The sequence below is a fragment of the Gracilibacillus halophilus YIM-C55.5 genome (genome assembly GCF_000359605.1).
GTDB lineage: Bacteria > Bacillota > Bacilli > Bacillales > Amphibacillaceae > Gracilibacillus > Gracilibacillus halophilus.
Window position 1 is genome coordinate 1 of sequence record NZ_APML01000030.1, and the last position, 14087, is coordinate 14087.

Consider the following 14087-nt stretch of genomic DNA (forward strand, 5'->3'; position numbering starts at 1 on the left):
TAGATAAATATGAGGTATGAGAGTAATAAATGACAGTTCAATGCGAAAAGCACCTAGCATATAAGTAGGTGCTTTTCGTGATACAGAAAATGATACAGTTCGAGTAAAATTATATGTTTACCATAAAATTACCAAGTAACGATAAACGTTGATTTATCAACGAATTTAGCTACTAATAGCCAAATTTAAAATGCTATTAGGCGTTTCCCACCGTCTCCACCATACATAACAAAATGGTGGTACTTTTTATCAATAGAATGAATGTAGATGCAAGCCATATTCCATTGGGAGTATGGTTTTTTAATGATTTGAGTCAAACAGAAGAAATGGCAGTAGCTGTTTGAATGGAAAATGAAGATATGCTTCAAATAGAAAACGAACTAACATCTGTTTGCATCGTAAATGATTATATCCTGCAAATAGAAGATTTGGGTTCAATTGTTTGCATCATAAAATGACTCCATTGAATGGTTCTGTTTGACACAAAACCATATAATGAGATAATTAGAAATAATAACTAAAAATATGACAAAAATCGGATTTTATACTACGGTATTAGATTGAAAGCGTTTTATGATAGGAGTGGGCTATTGTGACAAATGAAGAATCAATAAAATATACCTATGTTGGTTTATTCGCTTTCCTATTATTATTTATACTTTCTACAGGAACGATCATTTATATGGTTCTATTCTCACGAGATGCAGTATTGGTCTATGTATCCATGAGTTTAATAGTTCTTAATTCAAGTATAAGAATCATCTACAGCATTCGAAAAATTCAAAAAAACAGAAATAAAAAATAATTAGAACGAGATATGTATCACTATTAGATAAGCGCTATATATTTGACGTTAGTAGTACCCATCATTTATTATACCTATATGGGTAATAAATCCCTCTCTTTTTTTGCTTTCCTAAATACCCGTATGGGTAGTTGTGTGTATATTCTGTATATACTGGATAACCTAAATCATGAGGTGGTGCGACGAATTGAAACACAACGTGAAATATGGAGTCAAAGAGAATTTATTACAATTCTCTTTATTAGTGGTCATTAATTTATTTGTTGGATCCATGGTAGGGCTTGAGAGAACTATTCTTCCCATTATTGGTGAAGAGCAATTCGGTCTAAAATCTATGAGTGCGGCACTTTCTTTCATTGTTAGCTTCGGTTTTTCCAAAGCTTGCATAAATTTTATTGCTGGACATTTAGCTGATCGAATCGGACGAAAACAAGTGCTTATCGTTGGCTGGATGATTGGTCTATTTGTGCCATTGATCGTCATTTTTGCTGGATCATGGTGGCAAATCGTTTTAGCTAATATTTTATTAGGTGTGAATCAAGGGCTGACTTGGTCAATGACCGTTAATATGAAAGTGGATCTGGCCAAATCAACGCAAAGAGGATTAGCGGTTGGATGTAACGAATTTGCTGGGTATATAGGTGTAGCGTTGCTGGCGATTCTTTCAGGTTATGTCGCATCGACGTATTCACTGCGACCAGAACCATTTTTAATCGGGATTGTCATTGTAGTAATTGGCATGATTTTATCGTTTTTTGTTAAAGATACAAGTGATTATATCCAAAAACAATCGCAAACAGAAAATGAATCATTGGATACCAAAACCGTCTTTCATGTAACGACATGGAAGGATCACAATTTATCGAGCATAAGTTTTGCAGGTCTTACGACAAACGTAAAAGATGGGATGGCATGGGGACTCTTTCCTTTATTTTTCGCTGCTCAAGGTTTATCTGTGGGACAAATTGGAGTGATTACAGCAGTGTATCCAGCAGCTTGGGGCATTTTTCAGTTAGTCACTGGAACAATAAGCGATCAAGTGGGACGAAAATGGTTGATTGCAACGGGGATGATGTTACAAGCATTATCTCTATGGGGGATTTTATTCGTTCACCATTATTCGCTATGGATAGTCGGAGCGATTTTATTAGGCATTGGAACTGCGATGGTTTATCCAACACTGATTGCATCGATTAGTGACGTTGCACAACCAGAATGGCGAGCTTCTTCGATGGGCGTTTATCGATTTTGGCGCGACAGTGGGTATGCCTTTGGAGCATTATTAGCAGGAATCATAGCTGACATGCTTCAGGTCGGCTGGGCAATTGGTTTGGTAGCCTTCCTCCCCCTAATAGCAGGGTTACTCGCTATCTTTCGTATGAATGAAACATTACAACGATAAGAATACGAATTTCGTTATATACAAATGAGGTGATATTGATGGGACAAGTGGATACAATGTTTCATTATACTGTTGAAACGACAAAATCAATTGAAGAGGCAATGAACTCACTTGAAGAACGTTTGATGGAAGAGGAGTTTGGCGTTTTATGGAAATTTGATATCAAAGATACATTACAACAAAAAGGTTTTACATTTGAGCAACCTTATCATGTATTAGAAGTATGTAATCCGAAAGAAGCTCAGCGTGTTTTATCACAAAATCAAATGGTCGGTTATTTTTTACCTTGTAAAATGGTTGTTTATCAAGATAATCAAAAAACAAAAATGGGTATGCCTCGACCGACAGCATTAATCGATATGGTTAATGATGCAACTGTGAAAGAACTGGCAGAAGACATTGAAAAACGTCTGATAACATGTATGGATAAAAGTATTTCTTAAGTGGAAACGAAAAATTGTGACTAAAAAAATGAGATCGAGTATTCATATATTGTGTGAATTGGGAAAAGATATGAGGTGAAACGGTCGAAAGGAGGCTCTTGAATGGGCGTATTATCTACTTCACCTAGTCATATGGATACTTGTATTACATCCTGTGTACAATGTCAAAGAGCATGTGAGGAATGTTTTACTGCTTGTTTGCAAGAACCTGATGTACAAGCAAGGGTGACATGCATTCAAACGTTAAATGATTGTTCAGAGATTTGTGGTCAAGCGGTGCAATATATGTCACGAAACAGTGCGTTTGCTGTGCAGTTATGTGGCCTATGTGCTCAGGTATGTGAACAATGTGCAACTGAGTGTGAGAATATGCAAGATGACCACTGTAAAGAGTGCGCTGCAATTTGTCGCCAATGTGCACAGAACTGTCGGAATATGGCCGGTTAGTAAAAGAGGTTTGGGTGTTAATAGCCTGAACCTCTTTTAACGCGTGTAAGTAAGTTGGTTAGAGTACTTTCATGTCATTTGCCGTGAGTCAAACATTTGACCATTTAGGGAATTCATTTTTACAATAAATAGTAGAAAACATATGAAGGAGGAATGCATGATGTCAAAAAACGTATTAATGGTCGTGACCAATCATACGACGATTACCGATGATCATAAGACAGGACTATGGCTAGAGGAATTTGCTGTTCCGTATATAGTGTTTAAAGATCAAGGATATCATATAAAAGTAACTAGTATTGAGGGGGGAGAAGTTGCTTTAGACCCGAACAGTATTGAAGATAAAGCGGAATGGAAAGAAGCTGAACAGGAATTAAAAGATACAGAAAAATTATCGAAACAAGATGCGAATGGTTTTGATGCCATTTTCCTTCCTGGTGGACATGGAACGATGTTTGATTTTCCTGATAATGATACGCTACAATATGTTCTTCAACAGTTTGCCGAAGAAAATAAAGTCATTGGTTCAGTCTGTCACGGTCCAGCAGGTATTGTGAATGTAACTTATGAAGATGGGACACCGCTTGTTAAGGACAAGAAAGTAACAGCATTTACCGATTCTGAAGAAAAAGAAATGCAATTGGACTTGCATATGCCGTTCTTATTAGAATCTAAAATTCGTGAAAAGGGAGCAGACTTTCAAACAGATGAAAACTGGTCCGATCACTCTGTTCGAGATGGCAACTTAGTGACAGGACAAAACCCGCAATCCAGTCAAAGTACAGCGAAAAAAGTCGTCGAAGCATTAGAAGCATAATGTAATAAACAGTTGACTGCCTATAATGAGAGAAGGCAGTCAACTGTTTTTATTCATCGTCTATTTTTGATAAAACCCCTTCTAAGTCTATAATGGCACGATATAGTGTTGTTTTTTCCTCGTCGTTTAGTTTTCCTAATTGTTGCTTGACACATTTTTGTAAATACGCTTTTTTTTCTGCCAAGAATGTTTCCCCTTCATCTGATAACTGAATATAAGTGACACGACGATCTTCTTCAGATTTTTTACGCACAATGAAATTTCTTTCTGTTAGCTTATGAATCAATGGTGTCACATTTGATTTCTTTATTGATAGCTTTTGGGCAATTTCATTCATCCGTAAAGATCCGTTGTTTTCAATTAGATGCAAAATATGAAAGTGAGTAGGGTGCAATTCCTCATCTTTGATTTCAGGTGGTCTCCCAATCAGTTTTTTGGGTAGTAGTGGCATAATAAATAACAACTTGGCGACCAATTCATTTATATCTTGTTCAGAATGATTCATGTTCTAACCTCCATTAAAAGTTGACATTCGGTGCGTAAACCATGATAATAGTTATTATAACATAACTAATCGGATTTGTGGGGGAATGGAGATGGAGTCCATCATATCTGTTAGAAAACTAACGAAAAGTTATAAAAATGTCAAAGCCGTCAAAGCGATCGATTTTGAAGTGGAAAAGGGAGAGATATTCGGTTTTTTAGGTCCGAATGGCGCAGGAAAAAGCACAACGATTAATATGATTTGTACGATGTTAAAGCCAACTTCTGGTGATATTGTTATTAACGGATATGATGCAACTGAGGAAAAGGACGCGGTACGTGCGAGTATAGGAATTATTTTTCAAGAAAATACATTAGATGAGAAGCTAACAGCCAACGAAAATTTGTTACTTCATTGCCGTTTTTATCATGTACCGAAAGAGCAAAGAGAAAAGCGAATTCATGAAGTATTAGAAATTGTTGACTTAGTTGATGAAAGATACCGGCGTGTTGAAACATTTTCTGGTGGCATGAAGCGTCGATTAGAAATTGCTCGTGGATTGTTGCATTATCCGAAAGTATTATTTTTAGATGAGCCGACGGTTGGGCTAGATCCACAGACGAGGGCACACCTCTGGGAATATATTTTAAAATTAAAAGAAAAAGAAGGAATTACGATGTTTCTGACCACTCATTATTTAGATGAGGCAGAAATTAGCGACCGAGTGGCAATTATGGATCAAGGTGAAATCATTGCCATTGATTCACCGACAGCGTTAAAAGATCAGCTCGGTGGTGATATGATTGAATTGAAGACGGAAGATAATGAACAAACTCTAAAAGAAATCGAAGAAAAAATAGAAGAAGCAGAAGTAACTGTTGATGGAGATACGATTCACTTAAAGGTAGCAAGTAGTGATGCGTTTATTTCAACATTTATGCAAAACTTTACAATACCGATTACAACGTTAAACATTCGCAAACCTTCATTAAATGATGTGTTCTTAGCGTTTACTGGACGAAAAATTGCTGAGGCAGCGAAAGAATAGGGGGGAGTAAGATGGAAGGTATTTTCGCCATTTGGCAGCGAGATTTGTTAAAGTTTTTCCGTGATCGCGCACGGTTGTTTGGTTCTTTTACGATGCCGATTCTATTTTTGCTCATTTTTGGTGGTGGCATGAGCGGATCGATGGAAACGATGATGGCTAGCAATATGCCTGAGGGTGGTGAAGGCTTCAATTATGTTGAATTCGTGTTTCCGGGCATTGTTTCAATGACGTTATTGATGACATCTATTTTCTCAGCCATGTCGGTTATTGAAGATAAAGATTTTGGCTATATGAAAGAAATTCTTGTTTCTCCTATTTCTCGGGTACATATTGCTGTTGGGAAGATGTTCGGTGCAGCTACTGTTGCTACCATTCAAGGGATGATCTTATTTTTGTTAATTCCTTTATTAGGATTATCCTACCAACTGACTGCTTTGATTCAAGTGATTCCATTTATGTTTTTACTTGCTTGTGCGTTGTCGGCATTAGGTTTATTATTTGCAAGTTTTATACGGTCAACACAAGGTTTTCAGTTAACCGTACAAATTCTTGTGATGCCAATGATCTTTTTGTCGGGCGCTTTATTTCCTGTGAATAATATGCCAACATGGATGGATATTATCGTAAAAATCAACCCAGTCACATATGGAGTTGATGTGATGAAAAAAATCATGATTGATATTGAAAATGCGCAAGCTGCAGTGTTGGATGCGATGGGGTTGAATATTACTGTATGGGGAAGAGAAGTAACGATTGTTGAAGAGATCCTTTTCATCGCCGGTTTTGCTACTATATTAGTCTTATTTGCTACACTTAGCTTTAAACGAGCAAATGCATAAGAGCTTTCATGGTATTACACAAAAAGTATTAACATAAAATTGGGGAAATCGTAATGGGAATTAATGATATCATTGTTTTTATCGTCATAGGCTTCTTTTGTCTAGGAGCACTTGATAAATGTATAGGGAATAAATGGGGATTAGGAAAGCATTTTGATGATGGATTTATGACAATGGGATCTATTACGCTTGCAATAGTTGGAATTATTTCTTTAGCACCAGTACTTGCTTCTATACTTACACCACTTATTTCACCTATTTACGGACTAGTAGGAGCAGACCCTGCATCTTTTGCCAATACAATATTAGCTCTCGATACAGGAGGATATGCATTAGCGACAGAAATGTCTCAAAATGCGGATGCTGAGTTGTTTGCATGGGTATTTTTAGGAACGATGATGGGCCCGACCATCGTCCTCACGATTCCTGTAGGAGTAGGTATGATTGACAAGAAGGATCACCCTTTTTTTGCTAAGGGGATTTTATTAGGTATTATTACTGTGCCTATTGGTTCTTTGATTGGTGGAATTATTGCAAATATACCTCTATTGGTGATTATTAAAAATCTTATTCCGCCGATTGTATTGTCTATAGTGATCTCTGTAGGGTTATGGAAATATACAAATAAAATGATTTTGGGATTTTCGGTCTTCGCAAAAGGAATAAACATTATGGCGACGATTGGTTTAACAGCTATATCTATTGAAACATTTACAGGTGTTACAGTTATTCCTAACATGACACCGTTAATGGAAGGAATGGAAGTTGTTACAATGATTGCTGTTTTTCTAGCAGGGGCTTTTCCATTCGTTGCATTTATATCATTTGTGTGTAAGAAACCCTTGAAGACATTCGGTCGTTTATTAGGGATAAATGAAAGATCTACAGCAGGATTAATGGCATCTTTAGCACATAACATACCTATGTTCTCTATTTTTAAGGAGATGGATGATAGAGGAAAAGTCATTAATGTAGCATTCGCTGTGAGTGGTGCTTTTGTTTTTGGTGCGCATCTGGGATTTGTTGCAGGTGTGAATAAAGATGTTGTTTTTGCTATGATCATAGGAAAACTATTTGGAGGAATAAGTGCTATTTTATTAGCTATAATGACAACACGCCAAAAAAGCAAGGTAAATGAAAGTGACATCGATCCGCATGAACAGTCATCTATGCATGGTAAGGAAAGTGCGGCTAGTCACTGATCAGCTATAGATGTAATGAATGATTTACTTAATTGTCTTCCATAAACTTTTCCTTTAAAACAACGGCTCGTTCCAGACGATTTAATGATTTGCAATACTGTTTTTGAATATTGTTTTTAATCTTTTTCTTATAAGGCTTGAGATAGTGGATGATGTTGGTATCTGTAAACCAATCTCCTTGTTCAGCTGGTTTTGCTTTGACTTTATCCCATGCCTTAGAAAGCGTTGGACTATATAATCGCGGTGCTTGTTGAATAATTTTTCCTCTTTTTAATTTTCGTTGAAACGATTGATTTTGATTCACTTCAACGGTAGTGGAAAATAGTTCGGGCCAAAAATCATGACGTGATCCGGTATGCGGGTGAGCAAATGCCCAATCATGGATGAAACGGGAATAATTTTGAGAAAACAGTAGTGCCAACAAACGTTTTCCTAAAAGAATACGTTGATGTAATGAAGCGAAGTGATGCACGTTTTGACCTACCATACTAATCGATTGGCATTTGTGTAACGGAAAAATCATTTGGTTTAAATGGAGTAAGTCTTGTAATCGGAAATCGAGTGTCTCTAGTAAAGATTGTTGATAATTTCGGTGTTGAATCACTCGCTTCTCTATATAGCATTGTTCATTAATAATCAAGCCTGTGGTTATGAAAGGTTCAATCTTCTCTAAGTAAAAATGATTCCATAGCACTTCCATAAATAACGACACACCGAAGTAAGGCAAAAGATAAAAAAAGTTAGATCGTCGTTTGATACTTTCTTCGTATAGTAGTAACTGCGGATAAGCATCTTGAAAAATCAACCAATTCCCTCTCTCTAAAAATTGAAAATAGGATGCTTGTTCATTTTGTGACAAAAGGCGAGAATGTAAGCTTCCTTTCAAATCCGTCATATTCCAACCAGTATTTCTAGATACCATATGTGCAAGAAAAGCCCATCGAATGTCAGGATGTTTTCGATAAAATTTGAGATAAGCATTTGTTCGTGTGATATTTGTTTGATTATGTTTTCTCGTTAAATGGTGGATTCGCTGGACTAATTCCTGCTCATCAGTTGATAGTCTTTCTGTTTTGACAGGTGTTCTCCGATAATGTTGCAAGTCATATGTCAATTCCTTTACGTATACATAAAATTTGTTCGAATTCATGGATGTTCCACCTTCTTTCATACTTTCATGATTTGATGCTATTTACCCGTTGAAAATGGTGTTTTGATTATTATGACTAATTTTTGGGTAAGCTATAAGTGAAATCTAGAGACGGGGTGATTCGACGTGTTTGAAAAACGGACAGGGAATATTTTGGTAGACCAGTTGGTGGAAGCCGGTGTTGATCATATTTATGGTATGCCTGGAAATTCGATTAATCAATTTATTGAAGATTTACGTCGTAAGGAAGATGAAATGGATTTTATTCAAGTGAGACATGAGGAGATCGGCGCACTCGCAGCATCCTCATATGCCAAGTTAACGGGGAAACTAGGTGTGTGCTTATCCATTGCTGGACCTGGAGCAACACACTTAATTAACGGCTTATATGATGCCAAGAAAGATTTTGCCCCCGTGTTGGCTATCGTTGGACAAGTACCGAGTACAGAAGTTGGTACTGATTCGCATCAAGAAATTAATTTGGAGCGTATGTTTGACGGAGTTGCCGTGTTCAATAAGCGAGCAGAATCAGCCGAACAATTGCCCGATATGTTACATATGGCGATTCGAGAGGCGTATATCTATAAAGGGGTATCCGTGTTAATCGTTCCAGACGATTTATTTACTGTTAAGCAAGATAGAGAAGTGATGACCACTAGTAAAACAATTGCTGAGCCAGTGATTACGCCAAATCAAGAAACCATTGATCAAGCCGCACAATTACTCAATCAGGCAGAGAAACCAGTCATTCTCGCTGGTAAAGGGGCACGCCATGCAAGAACAGAATTAATTGAATTCGCTGAAAAACTCCAAGCCCCTGTTGTCTTAAGTTTGTTAGGTAAGGGAACCATTCCTGATTATCATGAGTTAAATTTAGGCCAACATGGACAAATTGGTACAAAGCCTGCTTTTGAGGCTGTGATGGAAACGGATCTTCTGATTATCATTGGGACGACGTTTCCATATCGAGATTATTTACCTGATCACGTCCATGCGATTCAAATCGAAATAAAGCAAGATCATCTCGGCAAATTTTATCCGATAACTGCAGGTTTATGCGGTGATTCAAAGGAGGTCCTTCCGATATTAACCAAAGCCGTGAAATCCGGTCGATCGGACGCATTTCTCAATCAATATAAAGAAAAAATGAAGCAATGGCATATTCACGCGCAAGAAATCAAACAAGATGATTCGGACCCGATTCATGGTCCACAAATTATGTATGCGTTAGAAAAATGCGTTGAAAAGGATGCGATTATATCGTGTGACGTTGGGAATGTCACGGTGTGGACATCTCGCTTTTTCCCTTTCACCAATCAACATTTTATTATTTCTGGCGGTTTGGCATCGATGGGCTCAGGCTTACCAGGTGCGATCGCTGCTCAGAAAGCATATCCCGATAGGCAAGTGGTCGGAATATGTGGAGATGGTGGTTTCACGATGGTGATGCAAGATTTTATCACAGCGGTTAAATATCAGATGCCTGTCAAAATGGTTGTGTTAAATAACAGTATGATAGGCATGATCAAGTATGAACAGCAAACGAAAGGAAACTTAAATTATGAAACCGAATTAGAAGGCATTGATTTTGCAGAATTTGCACGAGCTTGTGGTGGTGAAGGATTTCGCATTGAAAAATATAGTGAAATGGAAGATAAAATGAAGCAAGCTTTCTTATCAGATCAACCAGCAGTGATCGATGTAGTTATGGAAGATATGGCGCCACTTCCTGGCAAGATTACTTATGACCAAGCCGTTAAATATGGAGAATATTTGATTAAAGAATTTTTCTCAAACGGCAATATTGAATTTCCTGATGTCGGGAAAACAATGAAACGACTGTTTTAAACAATAGTAGGATATAAAATGAAAGAAATCTGCAAATTTATAGTCCTTATCGAATGTAAGGGTGTATGTTAGAGAAAAATAGAGCATTTGGACAAACATAAGAAATGTTTGCGTTTTCCTGTCGTTTTGAAAGATGTTTCATATATGGTATGATTCGTTTTGTCTAAATCGGTGATGAATAAGACAAACAAACGAAAGGAAAAGAGGTGCTCTATTGAACGTAGGACAATATTTACAACAGCAGTGGTTCGGTAATTTACGTGGCGATGTGCTTTCTGGCATCGTAGTCGCATTAGCATTGATTCCGGAAGCCATCGCTTTTTCCATCATTGCAGGTGTCGATCCAATGGTAGGATTGTACGCTTCTTTCTGCATTGCAGTTGTGATTGCTTTTATAGGCGGAAGACCTGGAATGATATCTGGTGCAACTGGTGCCATGGCGTTATTAATGGTTACTTTAGTTGCTGATCATGGATTGGAGTATTTATTTGCTGCAACGATTTTAACAGGCATCATACAAATTTTATTTGGTGTTTTTAAATTAGCGCGAGTGATGAAATTCGTACCACGTTCGGTGATGGTCGGTTTCGTCAACGCGTTAGCGATACTCATTTTCACGTCGCAATTGCAACACTTTGAAGGACAAGGTTGGTTAATGTATGGTTTAGTTGCATTAACATTAGCGATTATTTATTTGTTACCACGTGTAACGAATGCTGTCCCATCGACGTTAGTAGCAATTATCGTAGTGACGGCCGTAGTTATTTTTGCTGATATCGGTACGCGAACGGTTGGCGACTTAGGCAGTATTACACAACAATTACCAGTCTTTTTGATTCCATCCATCCCATTTAATTTGGAAACATTAATGATTATTTTTCCATATTCATTAGCACTAGCTATTGTTGGTTTATTGGAATCACTTTTGACTGCTAATATCGTTGATGATATGACAGATACGGAAAGTGATAAAAATCGTGAAAGTCGTGGACAAGGAATAGCTAATATTGTGACCGGGTTTTTCGGTGGAATGGCTGGTTGTGCATGATTGGCCAATCTGTGATAAATGTGAAGTCAGGTGGAAGTGGCCGATTATCTTCACTTGTCGCCGGGGTATTTCTCATGTTTTTAATTATTGCACTTGGCGATCTGGTGGTACAAATCCCAATGGCAGCCCTTGTCGGGGTTATGATTATGGTGTCAATCGGGACTTTTGACTGGTCATCGGTAAGAAATCTTCACCGGATTCCGAAAACAGATGCAGCAGTCATGTTAATAACTGTGGCTACCGTTGTCGTTACGCATGATTTATCTAAAGGTGTACTTGCTGGTGTGCTGTTAAGTGCGATTTTCTTTGCAGCTAAGATTTCAAAAGTGAAAGTGCATCAAATCGTAGCCGTAGAAGGAACGAAGAAGGTATATAAAATTCACGGGCAAATATTTTTTGCTTCTGTGAATGATTTATTGGATCAAATCAACTTTGATGATTCCGTCAAGGAAGTGGAATTAGACTTGTCGAATGCTCATTTATGGGATGATTCTGCGATTGGTGCTTTAGACAAAATCGAGATGAAGTTTGAACAAAATGATATTCATGTGATGTATACTGGTTTAAATCAAGAAAGTAATGAATTAAAAGAACAAATTGGTGGTCTATCGAAGGCCAGTGGACATTAAACATTAGCCAATTACTGGCTAATGTTTTTTCTTTTCACAATGGGTTATTTGTGATACCTTTATTAAACAAAACAATTCTATTCTTGAAGGTGGCTATAACATGTATCAAAAAATATTACTCGCAACGGATGGGTCGGAACATTCTCAACGTGCTGCTGAAAACGCTGTCCATATAACGAAAACAAATGAAGACGCCGAACTAGAAATTGTGTATGTGATCGATGCCAAAAAAGCGAAAACGGATGTATTAAATCATTGGAATTCTTCTGATGTCAATGATATTCGAAAGCAACAGATGAAAATTGCACGTAAGTTAGCAGAAGAAGCGAATGTTACTTATCATGTGAACATTTTACATGGGGAACCTGGACCTACGATCGTTGATTATGCCAATCAACATGACTTTGATATGGTCATTATCGGTAGTAGAGGGTTAAATAGTTTACAAGAGTTTGTACTTGGAAGTGTCAGCCATAAAGTAGCCAAGCGAGTGGATTGCCCAGTTTTGATCGTAAAATAAGAGAAGATTCGTTTCGTTCAATAGAAAATAACGTTCTATTTTAACGATTACTCGGAAATATTTTTATAGAAACGAGCGATTTCCCAGTAATCCACGAATTACTGGGAAATCTGTCATTGATCAAGAAGGGATTTCCGGGTAAAACGCAAATTACTGGGAAATCGATATATGATTTTTGCTAGATTTCCTTGTAAATTGAAAATTACCGGGAAATCAGCAGGACGCATGGCATCGTTTTCCCGGTAAAACTTGAATTACAAGGAAAACAATACGTGATCGGAATGTGATTTCCCAGTAAAATATATACAACATTTTATTTCATTGAAGCATATTCTGTTGAAACACACGCTATATAACAAGCCATTACGATTCCATACAAAAACCGAGCGTAAATGACGCTCGGTTTTCTTTTACTCTTCAATAAATTGTGTGTCAATCAAGTCAGAGAAGTCAGGTTCTTCTTTAAGGAATTCCAAGTCATAAGAACTGTCTCCAAATGCTTGGATGGTCTCTGCATCCACTTTATAAGTGAAGCCAATATTATCCCATGCTAAATCCATAACTTCTTTACTTAATTCTTGTCCCGTTACTTCTGCAATCTCATTAATCGCGAGTGTTTTGGCTTCTTCTGGATTTTCATTGATATAAGTTGTTGCTTGTTTATGAGCATCCACGATACTTTGGACTAATTCAGGGTTTTCTTCAATTAAATCTCCTGAAGTAGCCAGTACAGAAGCAGGCAATGTTGTACCAAAGGATACTTCTGTCTCATCAATGATTGGTTCTGCATCTGCTTCTAATTGAAGGACAGATGCCCAAGGTTCTGGTGCTACAGCTACATCAACCTTTCCTGATTCAAACATAGATTCATAGGTAGCCGGTTTACCAGTTGTATGAACCATTTCACCACCGATACGTTCAGAAGTAATGCCATTTTCTTTCATATACGTTTCAAACTGTACGTCATGGGTGCATCCAACACGTGGTGTAATAAACGTTTTTCCTTTGATATCTTCTAGATTTTCGATGTTACTGCCGTTTCGTGCCATAATAACCGTACCACCAGTAGAACCAGCTCCAATAATTTTTACGTCAGTACCATTGGAATAATGATTCATAGCTGGTCCTGGTCCAACAAGTCCAGCTTCAATTTCTCCAGTTTTAAGAGCATTCATGAACGCTCCACCATCAGCGAACGTTTGATATTTAATTGTAATGTCATCACCTAGTTGTTCCTGATAAAATCCTTCTGCTTTTGCTACCATTGCTGGCACGTGATTAATGTTTGGAAAATAGCCAATTCGAACGGTTTGACCCGTCTCAGCTGAAGAAGAATTGTTTCCGCAAGCGGTCAATAATCCCAAAGTTAATGATAATACAAATAATATAATTGCTTTTTTCATCT

At 37.4% G+C, this 14087-nt stretch carries 12 protein-coding genes and 1 pseudogene; 10 read left to right on the plus strand and 3 right to left on the minus strand.

Annotated features, from left to right (window positions below; all coding sequences use genetic code 11):
• Nucleotides 1-974 precede the first annotated feature (974 nt).
• The 4 genes from J416_RS08260 to J416_RS08275 all read left to right on the plus strand — a co-directional run bounded on the left by J416_RS08260 (nucleotide 975) and on the right by J416_RS08275 (nucleotide 3914).
• Nucleotides 975-2207, plus strand: coding sequence for an MFS transporter (locus J416_RS08260; RefSeq protein WP_040513213.1), 1233 nt, complete (start codon nucleotides 975-977; stop codon nucleotides 2205-2207).
• Nucleotides 2208-2263: 56 nt separating this feature from the next.
• On the plus strand, nucleotides 2264-2650 hold the full coding sequence (locus tag J416_RS08265; RefSeq protein WP_003468479.1) for a DUF302 domain-containing protein: 387 nt from the start codon (nucleotides 2264-2266) through the stop codon (nucleotides 2648-2650).
• Nucleotides 2651-2782: 132 nt separating this feature from the next.
• Complete coding sequence (locus J416_RS16760) at nucleotides 2783-3097, plus strand: four-helix bundle copper-binding protein (RefSeq protein ID WP_476701401.1); 315 nt, start codon at nucleotides 2783-2785, stop codon at nucleotides 3095-3097.
• Nucleotides 3098-3257: 160 nt separating this feature from the next.
• A complete protein-coding gene (locus J416_RS08275) occupies nucleotides 3258-3914 on the plus strand; it encodes a type 1 glutamine amidotransferase domain-containing protein (RefSeq protein ID WP_003468485.1) in 657 nt (218 codons plus the stop codon).
• Nucleotides 3915-3963: 49 nt separating this feature from the next.
• On the opposite strand, the gene J416_RS08280 is transcribed toward J416_RS08275, so the two are convergent.
• On the minus strand, nucleotides 3964-4419 hold the full coding sequence (locus J416_RS08280) for a MarR family winged helix-turn-helix transcriptional regulator (RefSeq protein ID WP_003468488.1): 456 nt from the start codon (nucleotides 4417-4419) through the stop codon (nucleotides 3964-3966).
• Between the two features lie 91 nt (nucleotides 4420-4510).
• Between J416_RS08280 and J416_RS08285 the strand changes: the two genes are divergently transcribed.
• From J416_RS08285 to eutH, 3 genes are read left to right on the plus strand one after another with little or no spacing between them, the layout of a single operon-like run.
• Nucleotides 4511-5446, plus strand: a complete 936-nt coding sequence (locus J416_RS08285) for a daunorubicin resistance protein DrrA family ABC transporter ATP-binding protein (RefSeq protein ID WP_003468492.1) — start codon at nucleotides 4511-4513, stop codon at nucleotides 5444-5446.
• An 11-nt stretch (nucleotides 5447-5457) separates the two neighbouring features.
• Nucleotides 5458-6285 (plus strand): ABC transporter permease, encoded by an 828-nt coding sequence (locus tag J416_RS08290; protein ID WP_003468493.1) that lies wholly within the window; start codon nucleotides 5458-5460, stop codon nucleotides 6283-6285.
• Nucleotides 6286-6338: 53 nt separating this feature from the next.
• Nucleotides 6339-7487, plus strand: coding sequence for an ethanolamine utilization protein EutH (eutH, locus tag J416_RS08295; protein ID WP_003468496.1), 1149 nt, complete (start codon nucleotides 6339-6341; stop codon nucleotides 7485-7487).
• 28 nt (nucleotides 7488-7515) lie between these two features.
• Here the strand turns inward: eutH and J416_RS08300 are convergent, their stop codons facing one another.
• Nucleotides 7516-8637 (minus strand): DUF2515 family protein, encoded by a 1122-nt coding sequence (locus J416_RS08300; protein ID WP_003468498.1) that lies wholly within the window; start codon nucleotides 8635-8637, stop codon nucleotides 7516-7518.
• 126 nt (nucleotides 8638-8763) lie between these two features.
• Between J416_RS08300 and J416_RS08305 the strand changes: the two genes are divergently transcribed.
• From J416_RS08305 to J416_RS08315, 3 genes and pseudogenes are all read left to right on the plus strand, one after another.
• Nucleotides 8764-10485, plus strand: coding sequence for a pyruvate oxidase (locus J416_RS08305; RefSeq protein WP_003468501.1), 1722 nt, complete (start codon nucleotides 8764-8766; stop codon nucleotides 10483-10485).
• A gap of 214 nt (nucleotides 10486-10699) precedes the next feature.
• Nucleotides 10700-12162, plus strand: a pseudogene (locus J416_RS08310) (SulP family inorganic anion transporter).
• Nucleotides 12163-12262: 100 nt separating this feature from the next.
• Nucleotides 12263-12682, plus strand: coding sequence for a universal stress protein (locus tag J416_RS08315; RefSeq protein ID WP_003468504.1), 420 nt, complete (start codon nucleotides 12263-12265; stop codon nucleotides 12680-12682).
• 410 nt (nucleotides 12683-13092) lie between these two features.
• Here the strand turns inward: J416_RS08315 and J416_RS08320 are convergent, their stop codons facing one another.
• Nucleotides 13093-14085, minus strand: a complete 993-nt coding sequence (locus J416_RS08320) for an ABC transporter substrate-binding protein (protein ID WP_003468506.1) — start codon at nucleotides 14083-14085, stop codon at nucleotides 13093-13095.
• Nucleotides 14086-14087: the final 2 nt, after the last annotated feature.

Excerpts from the sequence above, each read along its gene's own strand:
- J416_RS08260 (WP_040513213.1), top strand. The coding sequence starts at position 975 with ATGAGGTGGTGCGACGAATTGAAACACAACGTGAAATATGGAGTCAAA.
- J416_RS08265 (WP_003468479.1), top strand. The coding sequence starts at position 2,264 with ATGTTTCATTATACTGTTGAAACGACAAAATCAATTGAAGAGGCAATG.
- J416_RS16760 (WP_476701401.1), top strand. The coding sequence starts at position 2,783 with ATGGATACTTGTATTACATCCTGTGTACAATGTCAAAGAGCATGTGAG.
- J416_RS08275 (WP_003468485.1), top strand. The coding sequence starts at position 3,258 with ATGTCAAAAAACGTATTAATGGTCGTGACCAATCATACGACGATTACC.
- J416_RS08280 (WP_003468488.1), bottom strand. The coding sequence starts at position 4,419 with ATGAATCATTCTGAACAAGATATAAATGAATTGGTCGCCAAGTTGTTA.
- J416_RS08285 (WP_003468492.1), top strand. The coding sequence starts at position 4,511 with ATGGAGTCCATCATATCTGTTAGAAAACTAACGAAAAGTTATAAAAAT.
- J416_RS08290 (WP_003468493.1), top strand. The coding sequence starts at position 5,458 with ATGGAAGGTATTTTCGCCATTTGGCAGCGAGATTTGTTAAAGTTTTTC.
- eutH (WP_003468496.1), top strand. The coding sequence starts at position 6,339 with ATGGGAATTAATGATATCATTGTTTTTATCGTCATAGGCTTCTTTTGT.
- J416_RS08300 (WP_003468498.1), bottom strand. The coding sequence starts at position 8,637 with ATGAATTCGAACAAATTTTATGTATACGTAAAGGAATTGACATATGAC.
- J416_RS08315 (WP_003468504.1), top strand. The coding sequence starts at position 12,263 with ATGTATCAAAAAATATTACTCGCAACGGATGGGTCGGAACATTCTCAA.
- J416_RS08320 (WP_003468506.1), bottom strand. The coding sequence starts at position 14,085 with ATGAAAAAAGCAATTATATTATTTGTATTATCATTAACTTTGGGATTA.